This is a genomic window from Pelatocladus sp. BLCC-F211, assembly GCF_041928655.1.
Taxonomy (GTDB): domain Bacteria; phylum Cyanobacteriota; class Cyanobacteriia; order Cyanobacteriales; family Nostocaceae; genus Pelatocladus.
Genome location: NZ_JBHFLM010000190.1, coordinates 1 through 22,117, shown reverse-complemented (window position 1 = coordinate 22,117; position 22,117 = coordinate 1). Strand labels below are relative to the sequence as shown.

The window sequence follows — 22,117 nt, the reverse complement described above, 5'->3', positions numbered from 1 at the left end:
CCCAATCCCCATCCAAATGCGTAGCGACTGGTCGTAGACATCGCTACAATCTTAGGGTAAACAAAACTCAGGGGGTGCCGGAGATGCTCAAACGGCTCATTCAATGGTTAAAAAGGTTTTTTCAACGCTTATTGGGCAACCAAAAGGCTCCAGCAGCATTTGGAGGTGATTATCAAAAAGAACCACCTCCAACCCTAAGCGATACAGATTTAGAATTTCTGTTCACAGAACTGTTAGAAGGAGTACATCAAGCCAGAGGACAACACTGGGCATTGAAGTGGCTACATAATATTGAGCATCGCGTCTCAACAGAACGTTGGATAGAGTGGTTGCATCGCTTTGGTGAAAAACTGTTAGCATCACCCACTCCTAATACTGAATTAGCCGCTCGGATGGTGCAATTAGGCGAATTAGAAGTTGGAGAAGTGGGAGATTTTGCCCATAATATAGGGATGCAATTATTGGAACGTAATCAAGGAGAACCGGTATGGGAATATGAAGGCCCAGACGCCCAAATTGGAACCTCTACCTCAGCAACAGATAGTGGTGTAGAAAATTTCCCAACCGAGCAAATTTTCCAAGTAACAGATGAAGTACAAAATCTCCCTGAAGGAGAATTTCAAACTGTAACCCTGGATGAATTGCTGATTCTGATGCAGCAGGATGAGAATTTACGTCTGATGATTGCTCAACAATTGGGAATTGAGACTGAAGATCCCCAAATGATTATCCAAGCTTTGATTGATCAATTTCATGCTGCTAATCAATCAACTACAGAACATGGATAAACTATTGCGCTCCTGGTGGGCGCAGTTCAAATACTGTAGTAGAAAGCAAGAGCTTGTAAGATTTATCTTAAACATCTTGTGTACGTAGTTCATAATCATCGCTCAATAGCTAGATTGATATTTTTAGTGAAATTCAATAGTACATATATACTAAAATATTCCCAGAGAAAATGTCAAAGTTTTTAAAAAATTATATTTTGTAAATTTTTGTAATGATATTCAAGAATGACTGTAATATTTAAGTAAGTCGGTGAGAAAAAATCAAACTATATTAAGCAACGTAAAATTATTGAAATCAGTTCGTAGTAAGGACTTTAGTCATCAAGTAAGGACTAAAGTCCTTACTACAAACCTTTTGTTATTTGCGCTGTCTTAGTTATATTTGCGATAGTCTTGTGAAATAAAATTTAAATCAAAGTGGTACGTTAAAGCAACAAAAGAAACAGACAAATTATTGGATTCGCTTCAGTCGGGCAAAAAGTCCGAAATAATTGTGTTTTTTGTTGCTAAACTTTGTTGGAGCCACTGTGAAAATACCTGTATACTATCTAGACAAAATTCGTGCTGCATATCCCAATATTGAGTTTGAACATCTGGATTTTAATCAAGATGGGATGGTTAATGATGTGGTAGTGGTCAATCACGAGCTTGTTTGTCGCTTTGCTAGAGAAGATTGGGGGAGGGAGGTTCTTGTTCAGGAAGCAAAATTATTAGAAGTCGTCAAACGCTATGTAGATTTACCTGTTCCCCAATTTGAACATCTGGAAGCAGGTTTTGTTAGCTACTCATATATTCCAGGTAAACCGCTTTCTCGCAACACCCTATTGAAATTAAGCGATACTGTGCGATCGCGTATTATTTCACAACTCTCTACATTTCACTACCAGTTACACAGTATCCCGACAGAAATTTTACTACAGGCTGAGGTATCTACCTCTAGTACTGTGCGATCGCGCCAAGATTGGTTACAACTTTACGAACAAGTTCAAGAAAATCTGTTTCCCCATCTTTGGCGCCATCAGAAAACTTGGATACAGGAACTATTTGCGCCTGTGGTGTCGGGTGAACTCGACTTTAACTACACACCTGTACTCATCAATGGTGATTTGGCAGTTTATCACGTTTTGTTTGACCCTGTATCAGAAAATATTAGTGGTGTGATTGACTTTGGTGTTGCTGGTTTTGGCGATCCAGCTTGTGATATTGCTGTTCAACTCAGCAATTATGGAGAGAGTATTGTCTTGCAAATGGAAAAAGATTATCCCATGCTAGGAAACGTAATCGACCGGGCGCGATTCTGGGCAGGGACTTTAGAGCTTCAGTGGGCTAATTATGGTCTCAAGTATAACGATACTTCCCTATTGCTAGCACATATTGGTTTGGCAAGAGACATTCAACTCATAAATAAATGATTTTTGGGTTCGTCGAAATGGTTTATAAAGTCTTCTTTATGTATTTGTGGCTCTGTCTCCCTTGTCCCCGTTCTCTGTCCCTTATTCCCAAGTCAGATTTTCACAGAGAATTATGTATACTATGGACTTGACCTTCACTGAGGGAATAGCTATAAATTTTAGACCAGTATCTTACTGTAGAATTAGTGAGATATTTTGGTTACATTTTTACAATTTTTCTCTGTGAAAAATCTAACGGGTTTTTACGTAATTGATGAGTTTTTTCAAACATCGATCGCTAAAATCTATATGAAAATCACCTAAGAGTTTCCGAAATGCTCAAGTGGCTATTACAGTGGGTTAAAAAGTTATGGAAGTCCCCCTATGGCAGAAAGCAGACTGCTGGTAGTAAAGCTATGGCAGGATATCAGGTGGTACAGCAGCTACCAGAACTGACAAACGCGGATCTGGAATTTTTGTTTACCCAACTGCTCGAAGGCGTGTATCAGGCGCGAGGACAGCATTGGGCGATCAAATATCTGCAACGGATGGAACACCGGATCAGTACAGATCGCTGGATAGAGTGGCTGTTAAATTTTGGCGAGAAATTACTCACCTCACCCGCACCAAATAATCATCTAGCAGAAAGGATGGTGCAACTAGGTGAGTTGAGGATTGGCATGATCGGAGACCTTGCCTATGATATAGGTATACGCCTGTTAACACGCAATCTAGGCGGAGAATTTTGGCAAACTGATGCACAAAAATTGGAAATCCCAGCCCCCGTACCTACGCCTGTTCCCTTACCACAACTAGAATTGACCTCAAATCTACCAAATCAAGATGAGGAAAACACTATACCTACACTTGTTCCGGAAACTCCAGGTATAGATTTGATACGCAATCTTGGAGAACTGTTGTGGGAGTATCAGGAAGATCATGTAGCAACCAGAACACTAACTAATTTTGTCCCACCCTTGGATATAGTAAAAGAGGATACTGTTTGGCAAGACTATGAGGAAGAAACTTGGGTCAGAGAAAGTCTCGCAGCCACAGCACTAGATGAATCTTGGAAAAATGCACCGCCAATAGTAGACACTTCACTGGATGACTTATTGGTGAGGTTAGAGCAGAGTACTAATTTAGTACAACAGTTAGCTGTGGGATTGGGAATTCAAACCAGCGACACTCATGCGATTATTGAGGCACTCAGCGATGAAGCAAATGGAAATAGTGTCCAAGCAGAAGCATGGTTTTACGAAGGTCTGCAACAAGCTAAAATAGGTGACTTGGCAGGAGCGTTGAAATACTATAATAAAAGCTTAGAATTAAATCCCGATGCTTATGAATATTGGTTTAACCGGGGTTTAACACTATTTTATTTAGGAAATTTTACCGAAGCGATCGCCTCTTATGATCAAGCAATTCAGATAAAAGCTGATTTTTACAAAGGCTGGTACAACAGAGGTGCAGCCTTAAGTGAGTTAGGAAATTTTACCGAAGCGATCGCCTCATTTGATGAAGCTTTAAAATTGAAAGGTGACTACCAAGAAGCTTGGTCTGCACGAGGCTTGGTACAGTTAAAGCTAGGAAATTTACACGAAGCAATTGCTAGTTTCGATGCTTCATTACAAATACAACCCCAAGATCCAGAAAGCTGGTATTTCCGGGGAACTGCATTAGCAGAAGCTGGACAAAATTACGACGCGATCGCCTGCTACAATCACGCCCTTGAATATTACCCTGAATATGATATGGCTTGGTATAAGCTCGGCGTAGCACTATTTCACATCGGTAACTGGGAAGACGCGATCGCCAATTATCATCAAGCCATTCAAATTAACCCAGAATTGTACCAAGCTTGGTATGGGTTGGCTGGTGTCAAGGAAAAATTAGGCAAAATTGAAGAAGCGATCGCAGCCTATGATCGATGTACACAAATTCAACCCAACTTCCATGAAGCTTGGATTGATCGAGGCGTCATCTTAGCCAGTTTGGAAAAATGGGAAGAAGCGATCGCCTCCTGGGATAAAGCCATAGCGATTAATCCTGATTTTTATTTAACCTGGTTTAACCGGGGTGTAGCCTTAGACAATTTAGGACGTCGCCAAGAAGCGATTTCATCCTACGACAAAGCCATAGAAATCCAAAGCGATTTTTACCTTGCGTGGTACAACCGGGGTTTAGCCCAATTTTATTTAGGACAATTTGAAGAGGCGATAGTCTCTTATGATAGCGCTTTACAAATTCAACCAGACTACTGGGAAGCTTGGCTAGGTCGAGGTAATGCTGCTGGAAATGCAATTATGCTGGAATGGCAGTCAAATGTTTATAGTAGCATCGCCGCCGATAATCATGCCCTCAACGAACGTGGCTATGAGGGAAAATTGGCCAGTTATCAAGAAGGGTTGAGATATGTTAACCCAAATACTCATCCTGAAGGCTGGGGTAGATTACATCTGGCGATCGGTAATGCTCACTATGATCGGGGTAAAAGACATCCTGTACCCCGTCATTATTGGCTAGAAGCTGCTGCTGCTTACGAAAATGCACTGATTACCCTGACAGAAGAAATCTTTCCTCTGTTGCATTTGGAGACTCTGCAAAATCTCATCAAAACTCTAGTTGTTTTGGGAGAAACACAACCAGCACACCAATACCAACAACATAGTATTTATTTATTGCAAAGTCTGTTAAATGAACCTACTCGCAGCGATGCAGACAAAAAACAACTGGCTTTAAGATTTGCGGGTTTAGGACAATTAGCAGTTGATATCGCCATACTATTTGGAGAATTAGCACAAGGTTGGGAAATTGCCGAATATGGCAAAAATGCTTGTTTTACCTGGCAACTTTCTGATTTATCTCAGCAAATTAACTCACCCAATTACACTGAAATTCACCAATTACTTAATCCTAAAACCGCAATAATTTATTGGCATATTAGCCCGTGTACATTACGCACTTTTGTAATTAAATATAAATCGCCTGAACCAATTCCAATTTTTACACCTGTACTCAATTTTGCCTCAATTAATGATTTACCTGTACCTGAAGCCGTCGCACGTTTGAGTGCATTTGAAGATTGGATGGAACAATGGTATCAACAATACCAAGAATATTTCAGTCTCAGTGAAGAAGAACAAAGCAGAAACAAGTATTCTTGGGACTTAGACATTGAACGTAAGCTGCTACAACTCAAAAAAATACTTAATATTTCTGCGATTGTCCAAGAACTAGAAGACATCAACAAATTAATTTTGATTCCTCACCGTGACTTGCACAAATTACCTCTTCATGCACTTTTTGAACTAGATTATCTTGGTGAAGAAGAATCACAACATGTGTCATCTCATTTCACAATCACTTACCTGCCAAGCGCACAAATGGGTTTATCTTTGAAAGCAAACCCTATAGAAAAAACAGTTCAAAAGTCGATGTTATGTGTTGAACAAGCTACAGGTTCCTCAAAACAAAAATTTACCAAGTTTGAAACTGAAGTAATTAGTCAAATATTTGCTAATTTCCAATGTATTTCAGAAACACGAGCGACTAAAGAATATGTAAAAAATTGCCTACTCAAGGATTACAATATCTTTCATTTTATGGGGCAAATAATTGAGAATAATAATCAACCATATGCATCAGAATTAGTATTAGCCAATCAAGCGAAAGTCACTCTTGCAGAACTTGATATCAATCAATTGGCAAACTACAAATTGCTTACATTATGTAATAATGAAACTACTTCTGTTGGTTCCCAAACTATTACTACTGAATATATTGGTTTAGCTACTGGTTTGCTAAATTTGGGAATTCCTCATATAGTCACTAATCTCTGGAATGTAGAATCTGTGGCTAGCACTTTGGTGATCATCGGATTCTATCAACGAATCAAGCAAAATAAATCACCTGCGATCGCTTTGGCAGAAACAATACTATGGCTGAAAGAATTAACTGCTTCTGAACTAACACGATGGTATGAACAATTGTTAGAACAAATGCCTTCAGAGGGATTAAGAATCAAAACCCATCTAGCATCGGAACTATACAGAACTAGTCAAATGGCACCAGAGACAAAAATTTATCATCATCCCTATTATTGGGCAGGATTTAAGATTACAGGTCAATTGGACTAGTCATTAGTCATTTGTCATTCATTATCTACCTTGCTTGCGCTCCCCGCTCCCCCTTCCCCTAAAACAACATATAACTTAAAGCAGCTTTGCGTTTCCTCTGAGTCTGATAGAATATCTAGGTTGTTTAATTCTGATTCCGTCCGTCTTTGAGCCAGTCAATAGACCTTATTAACGTCGATACATTAGCCCAAGAACTGGCGACCATCCAGCAAACTGGTTCTAAACGAATCGCCTTATTGGGTTCACGTCATGTCCCGATTACGCATCAAAATCTCATTGAGATGATGACTTTTGCCCTGGTTTTATCAGGGAACCAGATCATCACCTCTGGTGCAACGGGAACTAATTCAGCTGCGATCAAGGGAGCTATGCGGGGCGATCCCAAATTGTTAACTGTGATTCTGCCCCAAAGCTTGGAACGCCAGCCCTATGAATCCCGCCTGCAACTAGAACAAGTTATGCATTTGGTGGAAAATCCCAGCAATGATCATCTGTCTCTCGCAGAGGCTAGTTACCTGTGCAATAAGGAGATTGTCTCCCGTTGCCAGCAGTTAATTTGCTTTGCGTTTCATGACAGTGGTATTCTGTTGCAAACTTGTCAAGAAGCAGAAGAACATAGAAAATTGGTGACGCTGTTTTACTTTGATTAGTCATTGGTCATAATGCCAGCGGTACACTCTCTTCCCCAACCATAAGGAGTGAGTGTTTTCAACTGTAAGACTAGTGACTTTTGAGTAATGATTAAGCGTAAACACTATGGACACGTGTGAGTCAGAAAAACTGATCTTGCAAGTGTCCTTGAGTTTGTTTTGCTGCTAATAGGCTGTGCGCCCTTACTAACCACTAACAATCAATACATTTATTTCAACTAGGTTACGGAATAAATTTTTCGGTCAAATTTGGAATAACATAAGCTGAGTGGTCAATTGCTCGGCTAGGAAAAACGTTTTTATGACAAAAGTCACAGCGCAAGAAATAGCACAGTTTCGCTCTCAACTAGCAGAATATCCGACAGTGATGGAAGCACTGGACGTAATTGAAGATTGTGATGGCGATCTGGAAGATGCAGCAATGACATTAGCTATTCGAGCTGGACAAGAACCAGAAACAGGTAATTCAGAGTGGTTAGATGCTTTGGCGAAAAAGTGGCGTGCTGTGATTTGTGAACAAGAATTTCGCGAAGATTTGCTCCAAGGTTCAGTCCAAAGCTTGATGGCACAAATAAAAACAATATCTACATTTCCGCAAATTTTAGCAACACCAGTTTTGATGTATATCTTCAAACAAGGTGTAAACTCTTTTTGTGAACCACTAGATGAAGTTTTGGAATAGCATTCCTAAATCTTTCGTGAGATTCAAGATCCCCGACTTCTTGTAGAAGTCGGGAATTTAGGCTTTGCTATTCTCATAAATCAAAAATTTTTACTACTTACCCCTGATACCCTGGTAAATAGGGCAAATATTAATTAAGACAAGTGTTGTTACATAAATGAATTACCTTATTGCCGTATTAGCAGATCGTATTCAAGCCGAAGCAGCTTACTTAGCCTTAGAGAAAGAAGGGATAAAAGGTACAATTCTCGGTAAAGGCTATAAAAGTGCCGATGAGTTTGGCTTAATTGACCCCAAAGAAGTTGCTCAAAAGCAAGCAAGACTCATGGCTTTCTGGCTAATACCCTTTGGATTTTTTGCAGGAGCAACTTTCAGCCTGATCACTGGGTTAAATACCTTTGCTTGGGCAGGTGAAATTGGTAATCATGTAGTAGGGGGATTGCTGGGAGCAGCGAGTGGTGCTTTGGGTAGTGTATTTGTTGGTGGTGGAGTTGGGTTAGTTGCTGGTAGTGGGGATGCTTTACCTTACCGCAACCGTTTGAATGAAGGTAAATACTTAATAGTGGTGCAAGGTACTGAAAGTGTTCACCGTCAAGCAACTCGGATTTTACGTCAGTTTGAGCCAGAAAATATTCAAGGTTATAAAGAGTAGGTTTTGTTTGTTGTTTGGCAAAATCACCACTAACCACTAACACAATTATTTAATAATGCTACCAAGAGAAGAACTTTTAAAAGGTGTTGAAAATAGAGATACTGTTGCTCGTGTAATTGATCAAGCGGAACAGGCGATTAAAACTTGGGAAGTTGTCTTCACAGATTTTGTATCTCCTCCAGAATTGGCGGAAGTTCAACGGGTATTTAATCGGTTAACTGAGGTGCAATTACAGGTGTGGGGAGGATATCCGCAAGCAGAACGTCAAAGAATTGCGATCGCACGTTCGGAACTTCCTTTAGATGTATCTCAAGTGGCGATCGCAGCACTAGATATTGCGGGAAATTTTCTGTTTGATACGGCGACTCACCGCGACTTTTTAGGCGCGATGTTAGGAACTGGTATTATCCGCGAAAAGACTGGGGATATTATTGTACTAGGCGAACGGGGAGCGCAGGCGATTGTCGTACCGGAATTGGTGGAATTTTTAGAAATGAACTTGAAGCAAGTGCGTTCAGTTCCAGTGAAAACTCAACGCATTGACTTAAGTGAATTAAAAATCCGAGAACCGAAGAAAAAAGAATTAACCACCGTTGAAGCTTCCTTAAGATTGGATGCGATCGCCTCAGCCGGATTTGGCATGTCCCGCAGTAAAATGGTGGAATTAATTGATGGCGGTGATGTGCGCGTCAATTGGAAAGAAATCACTCAAGCTAGTTCTCAAGTCAAAACCGGTGATTTAATTGCTATTCGCGGTAAAGGGCGTTTGGAAATTGGGGACATTGCGATTACCAAAAAAGACAGATATCGTGTCCAACTAACTCGTTATATGTAGTTGTTGGTTTTTTGGTTGGTAGTTGGTTATTTTTTGGAACAATCAACAATCAACCATCAACAACCAACAATCAATACTTTTAAGCTTTAAATTGCTTTTCCAAAAGATTCAGCAAGGTTTCTCGTGGAACTAAATTAGCTACTTTTGTGAGTACGTGAGTAGAAAAGCCACCAATCACAACGGTAGAATCTCCTCTTTCCAATGCTTTGAGGGTTTCTTGGACTACTTCTTCTGGAGTTGATATTTGATTGCTTTTATTGGCTAGCGTTGGCGGAAATTTTGCTTCTGTAAAAAAATCAGTTTCCGTTGGACCTGGACAAGAAACTAAAACGCGGATACCATATTGACGATTCTCTGCCCACAATGCTTGACTGAAATTACGAACAAAAGCTTTGCTAGCAGAATAAACAGATAGATATGGCATTGGTTGAAATGCAGCAATTGAGGATATATTAATTATGCTGCCAGAACGGCGTTGTCGCATCAAAGGTAAATATTTATGCGTTAAATCTACTAATGCTAAAATATTGAGTTGGATCATTTTAATTTGCCGTTCTTCATCAGTTTCGGCAAAATCTCCATAGTCTCCAAAACCAGCATTATTAATTAATAAATCAATCGTCAATCCTTGTTGTTGAGTAAATTCAAATACAGAATTAGTCGCACCTGTTTCTGTTAAATCCTTAGCTATTATATCAACTTTAACTTGAAATTTTTTGGATAGTTGCTCTGCTAATTCATTTAATTTCTTCTCTGAACGAGCAACAAGAACAAGATTATGATTTTGTGCAGCTAGCTCTTCAGCAAAGGCTTTTCCAATACCACCAGAGGCTCCTGTAATTAAAGCAGTTGGCATTTTAAATAATTAGGATAAATTTTAGTCATGTTATATATATTAACAATACTTGCTTGATATTTTACCTGCCCAGAGTCATAAGCCAAAAAGCTCAAAAACATGATGAAGCGCTCTATGTAATTTTTCCACTGCTGATGGGAAGAATAAAATCATGAGATAGAGAATCTTTAATTATGTACCGTCTTAACAACCGAGCTTTTGAAATTTTAAAAACCTACACTTGTCAGGCGCTGAGGGTTAGGGCTTGTACCGATGATTCCAGCAGGGTTTTATACCTATTCTCTATAATCTCGCAACAGATCAATCTCCGCGTCTTGGCGTCTTTGTGTCTCCGCGTCATCGAAGTTGTAAATATGTACATTTGCAAATTTTGCGGAACCGCTTTTTGTGTTTTTGAAGTACACAATAACCCAGCAATCTCAAATCAGCGTTTCACAGATTTTTGGCTTCCTTATGTCTTTGTTGGGGCTGATGTAGTAAATTTCGCTGTGCCAGGGGAATATATAGCATGACTCGTTTAGCAAGTCCTATTGAAAACATCAAAAATCACTACACAGTAGTAGTAATTGGTTCTGGATATGGGGGTGGAATTGCGGCTTCACGCCTCGCCCGTGCTGGACAACAGGTGTGTGTCCTCGAAAGAGGTAAAGAGTTTCAACCTGGGGAATATCCAAATGAACCAAAAGAAGCAGTCAAAGAAATGCAAGTGGATTTACCGAATGGTAAACGCATCGGTTCACCCACAGGTTTGTATGATTTCCATATTAATAAAGATATTAATGTTTTCGTAGGTTGTGGTTTGGGTGGCACATCATTAGTTAATGCTAACGTCTCTTTGCAAGCGGAACCCCGTGTTTTTGCAGATACCCGCTGGCCGAAAGGTTTGCGTGATGATGTAGATACTTTATTGGCAGATGGATATCGGCGTGCGGAAGAAATGCTCAAACCAACTCCTTATCCAGAAAATTTCCCACATCTACAAAAATTACAAGCCTTGGAGAAATCTGCTCAATACTTGAATGAGAATTTTTATAGACCACCAATTAACGTTACTTTTGAAGATGGGGTAAATCACGTCGGTGTAGAACAGAAGGCTTGTAAGCTCTGTGGTGATTGCGTTTCTGGTTGTAATCATAAAGCCAAAAATACTGTACTCATGAATTATCTGCCCGATGCTAAGAATCATGGTGCAGAGATATATACGCAAGTATCAGTACGTTATTTAGAACGGGAAAAAAATCGTTGGTTGATTCACTACCAATTAATGAATACAGGACAGGATAAATTCAACGCGCCGACAATGTTTATCAGTGCTGATATGGTAATTTTGGCGGCGGGTACGTTGGGGTCTACAGAAATTTTATTACGTTCTCAAGCCCAGGGTTTGCCTGTATCTCATCAGGTAGGACACTACTTTACAGGTAACGGTGATGTCTTGGCTTTTGGATACAACACCGAACAAGTAATTAATGGTGTTGGCTTTGGCGATCGCTCTGCTAATGAACAGGAACCTGTAGGGCCTTGCATCACTGGGATTGTGGATATGCGTCAACAGCCCGTCTTAGACAACGGTATGGTGATCGAAGAAGGTTCCATTCCTGGCGCACTTGCTCCGATCCTGCCGAGTAGCTTTGCTGCTGCTGGTAAAATCTTGGGTGAAGATACCGATCAAGGTATAGGCGATCGCATACAAGAAAAACTCAGAGAAGCAGAAAGTTTAGCTCACGGTGCTTACACCGGTGCAATCCGCAACACTCAGACTTACTTAGTCATGACTCATGATGATGCAGCCGGACGGATGTACTTAGAAAATGATCGTCTCAGTATCGAGTGGGAAGGCGTAGGTAAACAACCCATCTTTCAAAGAGTCAACGATCGCCTAGAAGAAGCAACCCGTCCTTTAGGTGGTACGCAAATTCCTAACCCGATTTGGACTAATGTTTTTGGTCACGACTTGATTAGCGTTCATCCTTTAGGTGGCTGTATCTTAGCAGAAGATGCTGAACATGGTGTAGTTAACCACAAAGGACAAGTATTTTCTAGTCAACAGGGTACAGATGTCTACGAGAATTTGTACGTTGCTGATGGTTCAGTAATACCTCGTACACTAGGAGTTAATCCGCTACTAACTATTTCTGCTGTAGCTGAACGTTGCTGCGCTCTAATTGCCAAAGATCGAGGTTGGACAATTAACTATGATCTATCTTCTGTACCAACACCAACAAACCCCACACCCACAGCCAAAGTTGGAATTCAGTTCACAGAAAAGATGCGTGGTTTCTTCTCTACCAAAATCAAAGATGACTATCAAAAAGCAGCACAACAAGGTAAAAAAGATGCCTCACCTCTAGAGTTTACCGTGACAGTCATTGCTGATGATTTAGAGTTACTCCTCAACGATCCTCAGCACCCTGCCAAAATCATTGGTACAGTCACAGCCCCGGTAATTTCTTCAGATCCACTGACAGTAACCAAGGGTGATTTTAACTTATTTATCGAAGCAGAAGATCAGCCCCAAACCCGTAAGATGTGCTATGGCATGTACATGACCGCAGAAAACGGGCAAACCTACTATTTTGAAGGCTTTAAGCAAATTCACGATGACCCAGGTTTCGATGTCTGGGCTGACACCACCACTCTCTACGTCACTGTGTATGAAGGTGACAGCAACAAAAATCCTGTGATTGGTAAGGGTATTCTCAAAATTCAACCTGTAGACTTCATTAAGCAAATGACCACTCTGAAAGTCATTAATGCCAAAACCCGTTGGGAACAACTGCAAGCAATAGATCGCTTTAGTCGCTTTTTTGCTGGTACCTTAACTAAAATTTACGTTTAAGAAAAAGTGAGTGGTTAGTAGATAGTGGTTAGTAGTGTTTGACAATTAACTACTAACCAAACTACTAACCATTAACAACTAACTATATATGCAAATCGACTTTCATCATGGTGTTACTTATGTAGTCGCACGACTAGCCGGATTTGAACATCAAACCGCTAGTATCATTGCATATTGCGCTCAATACGTAGATGATGCCACGAATGCCGGACTTATCCGCTTTGATAACGGTGCGCTGTTTAGTCGCATGAGTTCGGCACATAAAATGCTTGACTACCGTAACTTTAAGGAACTAGCAAATCATCGCGTTTGGATTCCCTTTCATTTTCTACCTGGAAATGGTGAAAAAAAAGCAGAAGAAAATCTTACAGGTAGCTTTATTGACAAGCTCATTTGTCGTCCCAACAGTTACATAGCTCAGGATATGGTTAACGAATGCATTCGTCGCCGCGATTCTATCTATGGACTGCATCGCTTGGGAATTACAATGCATGTATATGTAGATACTTGGGCGCACCAGGGTTTTGCGGGTGTCAATCATCGAGTTAATGAAGCGAAAAAGCTGGTTGATGAATATGGTAATCCCGATCGCAGTCTCATGGATCGTCTCAAAAACTACTGTGTCAGTGAAGCTTTACCCCTGGGACACGGTGCAGTTCTGAGTCATCCAGATAAACCTTACTTACGTTGGGGTTACACCAATGGACGAGGCGAGAAAATTACCAGAGACAATCCGAAAGATTTTCTGGAAGCAGCAGAGCATATGTGTAAAGCTATGCAACGTTATATTGCAGGTAATCCAGATGCAGATGTACCAGGGCTGCCAGAATCTGATCGGGATACAATAGCTTCTATGCTCAAAAATCTTACTGTAAACAAAAGTCATTTTAGACACAAAGAATGGTTGCAAGCGATCGCTCAAGGTAAATTTAGTTTTGGTAAAGAATATGTCACCTATATCCCCAAAGGCAAAAATTCTTGGAAATACCAAGCTCTTGGTACAGAAGAATATATAGACCGAGAAAACGAGATTTTTTCTTATCACACCACCTTTTTAGCCAGTGATTGGAAACTATTTCACGATGCTTTACAAGCACATCACTTTTATATTATCCACGAATTATTACCTATGTATGGCATTTGTGTTGCATAGCACTTAAAATGATGAAAATGTGGCATTGAGCTTCAAAGTATAGTTGTCTTAGTGTCTTAGTGGTGAACAAATAAATCTTAATTTAACCACTAAGACACCTTAGACGCGCAAGCGACTTCCGTAGGTAGACGCCAAGTCAAATCGCAAACAATCAGCCCATAAAAGCAGGTTTTTACCCACTTTATAGGTATGGTTAACCAACATCCAACAACAATTTCCGGAAATTACTATTTATAAATTGTAGGTACAAGGCGTATAGCAGTGACATATTTATAATCGAGGTGTTTTATGAATATTTTTGTCACAGGCGGTTCAGGTTTTCTTGGCAAGAGATTAATAAAACGTTTAATTCGTGATAATAACAATGTTACAGCTTTAGCTAGATCAGATTCTGCACAGAAAACAATTGAGCAGTTAGGCGCAAAAGTTATTAAAGGTAATTTAGACAAGATTAACGAATGGGAAGCGCAACTGTTAGGACAAGATATTGTGATTCATTGTGCCGCACCAGTTGAATTTTGGGGTCCTTGGGATAAGTTCTATCAAGAAATCACTCTGGCTACGAAAAACTTATTAATTAGTGCTAGTCAGATGAATGTGAAAAAATTCATCTATATTAGTTCCGAATCAGTTTTACAGGATGTTTCTCCTTTAATTGATATAGATGAAACATATCCCTATCCAGCAGAACCTAATTCCTATTATGGCAAAGCTAAAAAATTAGCAGAAGCAGAAATTTTAAAATTTTCTACAGATATGGAATGTATTATCCTGCGTCCTACTTATATTTGGGGCAAGGGTGATAAAACTCCCCAAACATTAGCCGAAAAAGTTAAGTCTGGACAATTTTTATGGATAGATAACGGTGAATGCGTAATTGAGACAGTTCACGTCGATAATTTAGTAGAAGCAATCTCTTTAGCTTGTGTCAAGGGAGAAAATAAAGAAATATATATAGTTACCGATGATGATCCAATAACTGTGAGAGATTACTTTACTAAACTTTTCAACATCAATGGGATTAATCCTCCAAATACTAATTTGCCAAGTTTTGTTGTTAATTATCTGGCAAATATTTTAGAAGCAATCTGGAAATTATTCAAGATTAAAACTGTACCTCCTCTTTCTCGATTTGAAATTTCTTTTGTGGCTATGCCGAGAAAATACAATATTTCTAAAGTGAAACGGGAGTTGGGTTATAAACCTATTGTTACAAGAGAAATGGGGTTGCAGGAGATGATGAATGGTTAGTGGTTATAACGACAATAAATATTAAGAAACGCAACATAATTTCGGAGATTTTGGAGGGCTAAATCCCTCACTACAAACTTAGATTGAGGTAATTTTATGAAACGTGAAATACCGCTTTATACTTTAGAAGGTGTGAAGAATGCAGAAGTTTCTACACATCATTTTTCTACGGAAGATATGTTGGGATTGAGTATGTTACGCTTCCAACGTGCAACTTCTGATGATGTAGTTTTGATTATTCACGGTTTGACTACATCAACTGATATGTTTATCATGCCTGAACATTACAATCTCGTGCAGTATTTGTTGGACAACGGGTTTGGTGATGTTTGGACTTTAGATTATCGGATGAGTAATAGACATTCCTATAATTTGCAGATGCATCGGTACAACATGGATGATATTGCGCTGTTTGATCATCCCGCAGCGATCGCAAAGATGCGCGAACACATAGGTAATCGCCGTATCCATGTGATCTGTCATTGTTTAGGTTCTGTATCTTTTGTCATGAGTTTATTTGCCAAAGCTGTCACGGGTATTTCCAGCGTGATTGCTAATAGTGTGGCATTGACTCCACGTGTGCCTAACTGGTCGCAAGTTAAATTAACTTTTGCACCTTTCTTGGTGGAATATGTTTTGGGAATTCCTTATATAAACCCACGCTGGAGTGAAGATCCAGGTTTGACAAAAGGTAAAATCTTCTCTAAAGCTGTGTCAGCATTTCACCATGAATGTGATGTCCCAGCTTGTCACATGTTGAGTTTAATGTGGGGAACTGGCTGGCCTGCTTTGTATAGCCATGAAAATCTTCATGATGTTACCCATCGTCGAGGCGGCGATTTGTATGGTGGAAACGGGTTACATTACTATCGCCATGTCCGCAAAATGTTGGAAAACAATAATACCGCAGTCAAGTTTGAGCCAAATAATCTTAAATATGATCGCCTACCGAATAATTATTTTGAGTATGCAGGGGAAATTGAAACTCCTGTTTTATTTATGACGGGCGATCGCAATCATGTATTTACCGATTCTAATATTGTCTGTCACCAAAGACTTGAGCAAATTGTCCCAGGTAGACACGAACTTCATGTATTTCCTGGTTATGGACATCAAGACGTATTCATGGGTAAAAATGTCCACGTCGATATCTTTCCTCGACTGCTGCAATTTTTGAACAAGCAACAATCCAAACACATAAACCAAAGCACAGTAGCAGCTGGCTAAGACTAGGTAATTCAGCACAAATGTAGAGACACGTTCGCTTTTAGCGTTCCCGCAGGGTAATTTCGCGTCTCTACTTATCCCCAATCCCGAATTTCCATAACAACTAAAAAAGGGAAATTTAATCATGAACAATCTTGCACCATTTCCAGAATCATTTATGTTTGGTGTTGCTTCTGCTGACCACCAATGCGAAGCTTATGATCCTAACTTTGAAGATATTCGCGATGTTTGGGAACGTCGTCGTGCTATGACGCTACGGGGTCAGGCTACAGACTTTTGGAACCGCTATGCTGAAGATATTGCGCTCGCTAAATCTCTTGGTTGCAAGATGTTCCGTTTTTCTCTTGCTTGGTCGCGGTTAGAACCGGAACCAGGACAATTCAGCGATTCAGCTTTTGACCACTACCGCCAAGTGATTGAAACCATCCGTTCTCATGGTATGGAACCTATTGTTACCCTACACCACTTTACTCATCCGTTACATGTAGAAAAACGGGGTGGTTTGATTGCCAAAGATTTTCCCACGATTTATGCCAGTTATGCCACAGAAGTTGCTAGACGTTTAGGTAATTTAGCCCGCTACTGGATTACTTTTAATGAACCTAGTCAATTAATTTACGGCTACGTCAAACCTTGGTGGGAACGGGCTTATTTTATGCCTCCTGGGCTATCTCGTGGCGCTTCCATGTCAGAACAAATGTCCGCAGTGGGTGATTTGATGCGGAATTTGTTCATTGCTCATACTAGAGGTAGAGCCGTTCTCAAGCAATTTAACCCAGATGCTCAGGTCGGAGTCAACCCGATGTTACTAGGTTTACCTCTATGGTTGCAAAAAATTGCGGATTACAACGTCACTCGTCTTCGCAGCAAAGAAGATTTAATTGCTCAGGGCAAACGTTTCACTGAGCGGGCTTTACTAGAAAAAGGGCAAGTAGATGTAGTGATTGCTACGCTCACTGTCAGCCAAGAACGGGAAGAAGAAGTGGCATTTTCCGAGGTTTATTATCTAGCAGGTGAAGTTTTATTGGTGAAGTCCCGCAGTCAAATTCAAGAACTAAGTGATTTTGCTGGGAAAAAAGTCGCAGTGATTAAAAGCACGACTGCTGAAACCAATATCTACGCAATGTTACCTAACACAGATGTAGAGGTGTTCTCAGATTATGAAGATGCCCTCAGAGCCTTGGACTATGATCAAGTCAGTGCAATCTTGGCTGACGATGCCATTCTGTTAGGAATTATCCAACAGCATCCAGAAGAGTATCGAATTGTTAACCACAGATTGACAGAAGAACCCTATGCTGCTGCTGTCGTGAAAGGCGATCGCTTTTTACTCAATGCTGTAGATCAAGCAGTGCGTCGCTTTAAAGAATCTGGGGCTTGGTCACAAAGCCTTCAGGAGCATTTCCCCGGTCAACCGATACCAGAACCACCGAAAATGGGTAGACGTTCGACTTTAGGGGATATTAGCAGTCAGAATAGAGTAGAAGACGCGGGGGATTCCCTTGCTAAACCAGGAACAGCGTTACGTCGCATTCAAGATCGGGGTTATTTGATTGTTGCAGTTAAAGATAATGTCCCCGGTTTTGGCTATCGTGACCCAAAAACAGGCGAATTTAGCGGTTTGGAAATAGATTTGGCGCGGACAGTCGCAGAGCAAATTTTTGGCGATCGCACCAAAGTCCAATTTCGTCCAGTCAAGTCTGAACAACGTTTACCCCTATTGCGTTCTCTTGTTAGCATCTTTGACCCAGTGCAGAAGATTTTCAGCATCTTGTCAACATCCTTGACTAGTAACTGGTGGCACCTCGGTATGGCAGGAAAATTACCAGAATTCCTCTGTCCCAAAGAATGCATCGGTCAACAGGATTTTGTCGGGTTTGACTATTACTGGGGTACTAGCAATTTACAAATCCACCGCGTTAAACAATTGATGGACGCTGCTTTCGGACGGTATAATAATGCACCCGTTTGGTCTGGTGTACTCTACGATATGCTCAAATTCCACGCCAAGCTATTCCCAGACAAAGAGATTATGATCGTTGAGAATGGTTGCGTTGATGTCGCAGATGATGTGAAGCGCGAAGAGTACCTGCGTCAGCACATCCAGCAAGTGCAACGCGCTTGTAACGAAGGCGTCAAAGTCATAGGTTATGTCTGCTGGAGTCTGACCTCTAATCGCGAGTGGGGTTTGAAGTTCAACTCAGCCAGCGACTTTGGACTGTACCACATAGACCTAGACAAAGACTTGCATTTAAAGCGCATCCCAACTCAAGCGGCGGCTACGTATCGAGAAATAATTGAAAAACGCAGTGTGTAAATTCATGAGTCGTCACCGCTATATCGCTTGGTTAGCGGTGGGAGGATGTCATTAGCTATGACTCACCAGGGGCGATCGCACACTTCTACATCTGTGAAAAAAGCCTAATTTGAACTTGAGCTTAACTCTTCAAGTAGAGTTAATAATTGATTAAAAATGCATATACTGCAATTACTAAGCAAGAATTCTATCAGTCCCTAGTCTTAGACCTACTGGGGACTTTTTCTAATTTATGATCAATTTCCAATCAGGCGTATATCAAAAGAAATGGCAGCAATTTAATTATTACTTAGGGCTAATTAATAATTAGTACTGTTGATAGATTGGATGTCAATTTGTGACTGTTAATCTGTATTTGTTACTGAAAAACGTTTACCAAATACAGAACAATGAATATTCTTGCTTGGATTGTTTTAGGTCTCATCGCTGGTGCTATTGCCAAAGCTATCTACCCCGGTCATCAAGGCGGCGGCATTTTAGGAACAATTCTTTTAGGAATTATTGGTGCATTTGTTGGTGGTAGTCTAGGTGTATTCTTCGCTACAGGACGCTTTGCACTGGCAGCTTCAAGTTTGAGCATTCCCGGTATTTTAGTGGCAGTTCTTGGTGCAATTGTTGCCATTTTCTTGTGGAACGCATTAAGTCGTCGTACTGTATAAGCAATTAAATTGCACTCAATTTATAGTAAACTTCAGGGAATTCATTTCACTATATTTTCTCCCTGAATTTAAATAAAGCAGTAGCGCCTGCCTGTATTGAGGTTGGCGCTATGATTATTTTTAATAAACAAAATAACTGGGTGCGATCGCTTGATTGAACTACATAGATAATTGGTATAATAAAAAACTTCTGCCTTTATTGTTGTAATGCATCCCAATACTGCAAGGGATAGGATTTTTCGTCATAATTTTGGGGTTGTAGAGACGCGATATATCGCGTCTCTACAGGATTTAAATGTCAATTGATTTGTCTTATCCGAGCAGTATTGTAATGCATCCGTGCTTTTTATATATAGCTTTCAGCTTTTTAACCCAAACATAGCAAAGCTACAACCAAGTATAATATAGTACAAAAATACTAATATGCCTATGAGGCCATCAGCGTACTGTGGAGGAACAGCATCTATGGAGCAAGCAGGCCCAGACTTCTATGACGATGAGGCAGTTTTTGCAAGCTACATGAGCCATCGTCAACGTGTAGATACGCCTAACGATACGCTGGAAAAGCCAGTGATTATGGATCTCATTGGATGCATTACTGGCAAGCGTATCCTCGATCTGGGGTGTGGCGATGCGGCAATTGGGCGAGAACTCCTCCATCACGGCGCTGCGAGCTACACTGGTATTGAAGGCTCACACAAGATGGCTGCCGTTGCGAGCAACAAACTTGCTGACACGGCAGGTCTGGTCATTGAGGAGACGATTGAGAATTGGACGTATCCCTACACAGCGTTTGATCTAGTTATCGCTAGACTCTCCCTGCATTATGTCGCTGATCTGGCACCAATTTACACACAGATATTTCATGCACTCACACCTGCGGGACTATTTGTCTTTTCGGTCGAGCATCCCGTGATCACTTCCTGTTACCAAGGCTGGACTTCTGGGACACTCCGCCAAGATTGGATTGTCGATAACTATTTTACGACCGGAGTGCGAGTCACCCATTGGCTTGGCGGCACGGTGCAAAAATATCACCGTACGGTCGAAGACTATTTCCATCTCCTCAATGAAGCTGGATTTATGATTGAGGATCTACGTGAAGCGCGTCCGCAACGCGAACACTTTCACGACGTGCAAACCTACGAGCGGCGAAAGCGTATTCCACTATTTTTGATTCTCGCAGCACGCAAGCCCGTATAGCCTTCAACCTTAAATTTGACAGTTCGTCTTTTGACAGGCGCACAAACTTAGCTTAAAGTCTCTCAAGAAACACAGCTAAGTTAACATGCTCGATTTGTGGCTACTCATAACTTTAGGATTCCTGGGAAGTTTTGGACATTGCTTAGGAATGTGTGGCCCTTTGGCTGTGGCTTTTTCTCTGTCTCATCAACAAGAAACTCGTAACTGGCGACAACAAATCAAATTTCACACCCTGCTAAATTTAGGGCGGATGCTGAGTTATACCCTAGTTGGCGGAGGAATTGGGGTATTAGGTTCTGTATTACTTGCCAGTAGTCAAATGGCAGGCGTTGGTAGTCAATTACGCCAGTGGGTTGCAATCTTGACTGGTGTGATGTTGATTTGGTTTGGGTTAGGACACATCAAACCCGACTTACTACCGCGCATACCAGTATTACACCCTCTATTACAAAAAAGTTTGCACAACCGCTTGAGTAGTGCAATGGTCAAACTTTCCCTAGAAAATAGATGGTGGACACCAGCAGTTTTGGGTATGACTTGGGGTTTAATGCCGTGTGGTTTTTTGTATGTTGCCCAAATTAAAGCTGTGGAAACTGGTAATTTGTGGATGGGTGCAGCAACAATGCTCGCTTTTGGGTTGGGAACTTTCCCGATGATGTTGGGTGTAGGTGTGTCTACATCTGTATTGAGTAAAGACAGACGTAGTCAATTGTTTCGTTTGGGTGGCTGGGTAACTCTCACCATTGGTGTGCTGACACTACTGCGGACTGGTGACACAATGGCAGATTACACCGGACATGCGGCACTGATATTGTTGATGCTAGCACTGGTTGCTCGTCCGATCAGTGAATTGTGGGCAACACCTTTGCGTTACCGTCGTGCTTTGGGGGTAGGCGCTTTTGTACTTGCTGTTGTTCACGCCGTCCACATGATGGAACACTCGCTGCAATGGAATATTGATGCTTTCTGGTTCTTACCGCCTGATTTTCAGTGGGGGATGATTGCGGGGGCTGTGGCGTTAATCTTGATGACTCCTGCTGCTTTAACAAGTTTTGATTCACTGCAAAAGTCTTTAGGTAAACGCTGGCGACAGATTCATTTATTAAGTTTACCAGCTTTATTATTGAGTACCATTCATACCGTCATGATTGGTTCTCATTACCTGGAAAATAAATTTACAACAATACTGTTGGGAATAATTACTTTGAGTGTATTACTAGTCAGAACCAAATTATTTTGGTCAATATTATCGTTAGAAAAGTTTTATATACCTCCGAGCAAATCAAACCAAATGAAAAAGACAGAAGCAGAAAAGCATATATAAGTCAATACGCTTCAGTTAAGGCTAAAAACTAAAACTAGCGTAGGTTGGGGAGCCAGTGCGTTGCGGGGGTCCCAAGAGTTGTAGCACCTGGCGTTTGAGGAACGTAGACGCGCCCTGCGCGGCTTCTCGCAGAGTAATATAACCCAACATT

16 protein-coding genes are annotated in these 22,117 nt (G+C 40.8%); 15 read left to right on the top strand and 1 reads right to left on the bottom strand.

The window, feature by feature from the left end; all coding sequences use genetic code 11:
* Positions 1–83 precede the first annotated feature (83 nt).
* From ACE1AT_RS22625 to ACE1AT_RS22595, 7 genes are all read left to right on the top strand, one after another.
* Positions 84–788 (top strand): hypothetical protein, encoded by a 705-nt coding sequence (locus tag ACE1AT_RS22625; protein WP_374872456.1) that lies wholly within the window; start codon positions 84–86, stop codon positions 786–788.
* 527 nt (positions 789–1,315) lie between these two features.
* On the top strand, positions 1,316–2,200 hold the full coding sequence (locus ACE1AT_RS22620) for a phosphotransferase family protein (protein ID WP_374872432.1): 885 nt from the start codon (positions 1,316–1,318) through the stop codon (positions 2,198–2,200).
* A 314-nt stretch (positions 2,201–2,514) separates the two neighbouring features.
* Positions 2,515–6,318, top strand: coding sequence for a tetratricopeptide repeat protein (locus tag ACE1AT_RS22615; RefSeq protein ID WP_374872430.1), 3,804 nt, complete (start codon positions 2,515–2,517; stop codon positions 6,316–6,318).
* Positions 6,319–6,464: 146 nt separating this feature from the next.
* A complete protein-coding gene (locus ACE1AT_RS22610) occupies positions 6,465–6,968 on the top strand; it encodes a hypothetical protein (RefSeq protein WP_017310875.1) in 504 nt (167 codons plus the stop codon).
* Positions 6,969–7,269: 301 nt separating this feature from the next.
* Positions 7,270–7,650 carry a hypothetical protein gene (locus ACE1AT_RS22605; RefSeq protein ID WP_374872428.1) on the top strand — a complete coding sequence of 127 codons (381 nt, stop codon included), beginning with the start codon at positions 7,270–7,272 and terminating at the stop codon, positions 7,648–7,650.
* Positions 7,651–7,807: 157 nt separating this feature from the next.
* On the top strand, positions 7,808–8,302 hold the full coding sequence (locus tag ACE1AT_RS22600; protein WP_374872426.1) for a hypothetical protein: 495 nt from the start codon (positions 7,808–7,810) through the stop codon (positions 8,300–8,302).
* Between the two features lie 55 nt (positions 8,303–8,357).
* Positions 8,358–9,137, top strand: coding sequence for a photosystem II S4 domain protein (locus ACE1AT_RS22595; RefSeq protein ID WP_374872424.1), 780 nt, complete (start codon positions 8,358–8,360; stop codon positions 9,135–9,137).
* A gap of 79 nt (positions 9,138–9,216) precedes the next feature.
* Here the strand turns inward: ACE1AT_RS22595 and ACE1AT_RS22590 are convergent, their stop codons facing one another.
* Complete coding sequence (locus ACE1AT_RS22590; RefSeq protein ID WP_374872422.1) at positions 9,217–9,993, bottom strand: SDR family NAD(P)-dependent oxidoreductase; 777 nt, start codon at positions 9,991–9,993, stop codon at positions 9,217–9,219.
* A gap of 508 nt (positions 9,994–10,501) precedes the next feature.
* Between ACE1AT_RS22590 and ACE1AT_RS22585 the strand changes: the two genes are divergently transcribed.
* The 8 genes from ACE1AT_RS22585 (at position 10,502) to ACE1AT_RS22550 (ending at position 21,966) form a co-directional block, all read left to right on the top strand.
* Positions 10,502–12,832, top strand: a complete 2,331-nt coding sequence (locus ACE1AT_RS22585) for a GMC family oxidoreductase N-terminal domain-containing protein (protein ID WP_374872420.1) — start codon at positions 10,502–10,504, stop codon at positions 12,830–12,832.
* Positions 12,833–12,920: 88 nt separating this feature from the next.
* A complete protein-coding gene (locus ACE1AT_RS22580) occupies positions 12,921–13,985 on the top strand; it encodes a DUF6765 family protein (protein ID WP_374872418.1) in 1,065 nt (354 codons plus the stop codon).
* Between the two features lie 288 nt (positions 13,986–14,273).
* Positions 14,274–15,236 carry an NAD-dependent epimerase/dehydratase family protein gene (locus tag ACE1AT_RS22575; protein ID WP_374872416.1) on the top strand — a complete coding sequence of 321 codons (963 nt, stop codon included), beginning with the start codon at positions 14,274–14,276 and terminating at the stop codon, positions 15,234–15,236.
* A 96-nt stretch (positions 15,237–15,332) separates the two neighbouring features.
* Positions 15,333–16,463: an alpha/beta fold hydrolase gene (locus ACE1AT_RS22570; protein ID WP_374872414.1), complete on the top strand. Its 1,131-nt coding sequence runs from the start codon at positions 15,333–15,335 to the stop codon at positions 16,461–16,463.
* Between the two features lie 124 nt (positions 16,464–16,587).
* Positions 16,588–18,780, top strand: a complete 2,193-nt coding sequence (locus ACE1AT_RS22565; protein ID WP_374872412.1) for a family 1 glycosylhydrolase — start codon at positions 16,588–16,590, stop codon at positions 18,778–18,780.
* Between the two features lie 389 nt (positions 18,781–19,169).
* Positions 19,170–19,439, top strand: a complete 270-nt coding sequence (locus ACE1AT_RS22560) for a GlsB/YeaQ/YmgE family stress response membrane protein (protein WP_374872410.1) — start codon at positions 19,170–19,172, stop codon at positions 19,437–19,439.
* Positions 19,440–19,904: 465 nt separating this feature from the next.
* A complete protein-coding gene (locus tag ACE1AT_RS22555; RefSeq protein ID WP_374872408.1) occupies positions 19,905–20,642 on the top strand; it encodes a class I SAM-dependent DNA methyltransferase in 738 nt (245 codons plus the stop codon).
* Positions 20,643–20,727: 85 nt separating this feature from the next.
* On the top strand, positions 20,728–21,966 hold the full coding sequence (locus tag ACE1AT_RS22550) for a sulfite exporter TauE/SafE family protein (RefSeq protein ID WP_374872406.1): 1,239 nt from the start codon (positions 20,728–20,730) through the stop codon (positions 21,964–21,966).
* The last annotated feature ends 151 nt before the right edge of the window (positions 21,967–22,117 follow it).

What these genes read in the sequence shown, in the direction of transcription:
- ACE1AT_RS22625 (WP_374872456.1), top strand. Translation starts at nt 84, where the DNA reads ATGCTCAAACGGCTCATTCAATGGTTAAAAAGGTTTTTTCAACGCTTA.
- ACE1AT_RS22615 (WP_374872430.1), top strand. Translation starts at nt 2,515, where the DNA reads ATGCTCAAGTGGCTATTACAGTGGGTTAAAAAGTTATGGAAGTCCCCC.
- ACE1AT_RS22585 (WP_374872420.1), top strand. Translation starts at nt 10,502, where the DNA reads ATGACTCGTTTAGCAAGTCCTATTGAAAACATCAAAAATCACTACACA.
- ACE1AT_RS22560 (WP_374872410.1), top strand. Translation starts at nt 19,170, where the DNA reads ATGAATATTCTTGCTTGGATTGTTTTAGGTCTCATCGCTGGTGCTATT.
- ACE1AT_RS22595 (WP_374872424.1), top strand. Translation starts at nt 8,358, where the DNA reads ATGCTACCAAGAGAAGAACTTTTAAAAGGTGTTGAAAATAGAGATACT.
- ACE1AT_RS22575 (WP_374872416.1), top strand. Translation starts at nt 14,274, where the DNA reads ATGAATATTTTTGTCACAGGCGGTTCAGGTTTTCTTGGCAAGAGATTA.
- ACE1AT_RS22605 (WP_374872428.1), top strand. Translation starts at nt 7,270, where the DNA reads ATGACAAAAGTCACAGCGCAAGAAATAGCACAGTTTCGCTCTCAACTA.
- ACE1AT_RS22580 (WP_374872418.1), top strand. Translation starts at nt 12,921, where the DNA reads ATGCAAATCGACTTTCATCATGGTGTTACTTATGTAGTCGCACGACTA.
- ACE1AT_RS22570 (WP_374872414.1), top strand. Translation starts at nt 15,333, where the DNA reads ATGAAACGTGAAATACCGCTTTATACTTTAGAAGGTGTGAAGAATGCA.
- ACE1AT_RS22590 (WP_374872422.1), bottom strand. Translation starts at nt 9,993, where the DNA reads ATGCCAACTGCTTTAATTACAGGAGCCTCTGGTGGTATTGGAAAAGCC.
- ACE1AT_RS22550 (WP_374872406.1), top strand. Translation starts at nt 20,728, where the DNA reads ATGCTCGATTTGTGGCTACTCATAACTTTAGGATTCCTGGGAAGTTTT.
- ACE1AT_RS22565 (WP_374872412.1), top strand. Translation starts at nt 16,588, where the DNA reads ATGAACAATCTTGCACCATTTCCAGAATCATTTATGTTTGGTGTTGCT.
- ACE1AT_RS22600 (WP_374872426.1), top strand. Translation starts at nt 7,808, where the DNA reads ATGAATTACCTTATTGCCGTATTAGCAGATCGTATTCAAGCCGAAGCA.
- ACE1AT_RS22555 (WP_374872408.1), top strand. Translation starts at nt 19,905, where the DNA reads ATGGAGCAAGCAGGCCCAGACTTCTATGACGATGAGGCAGTTTTTGCA.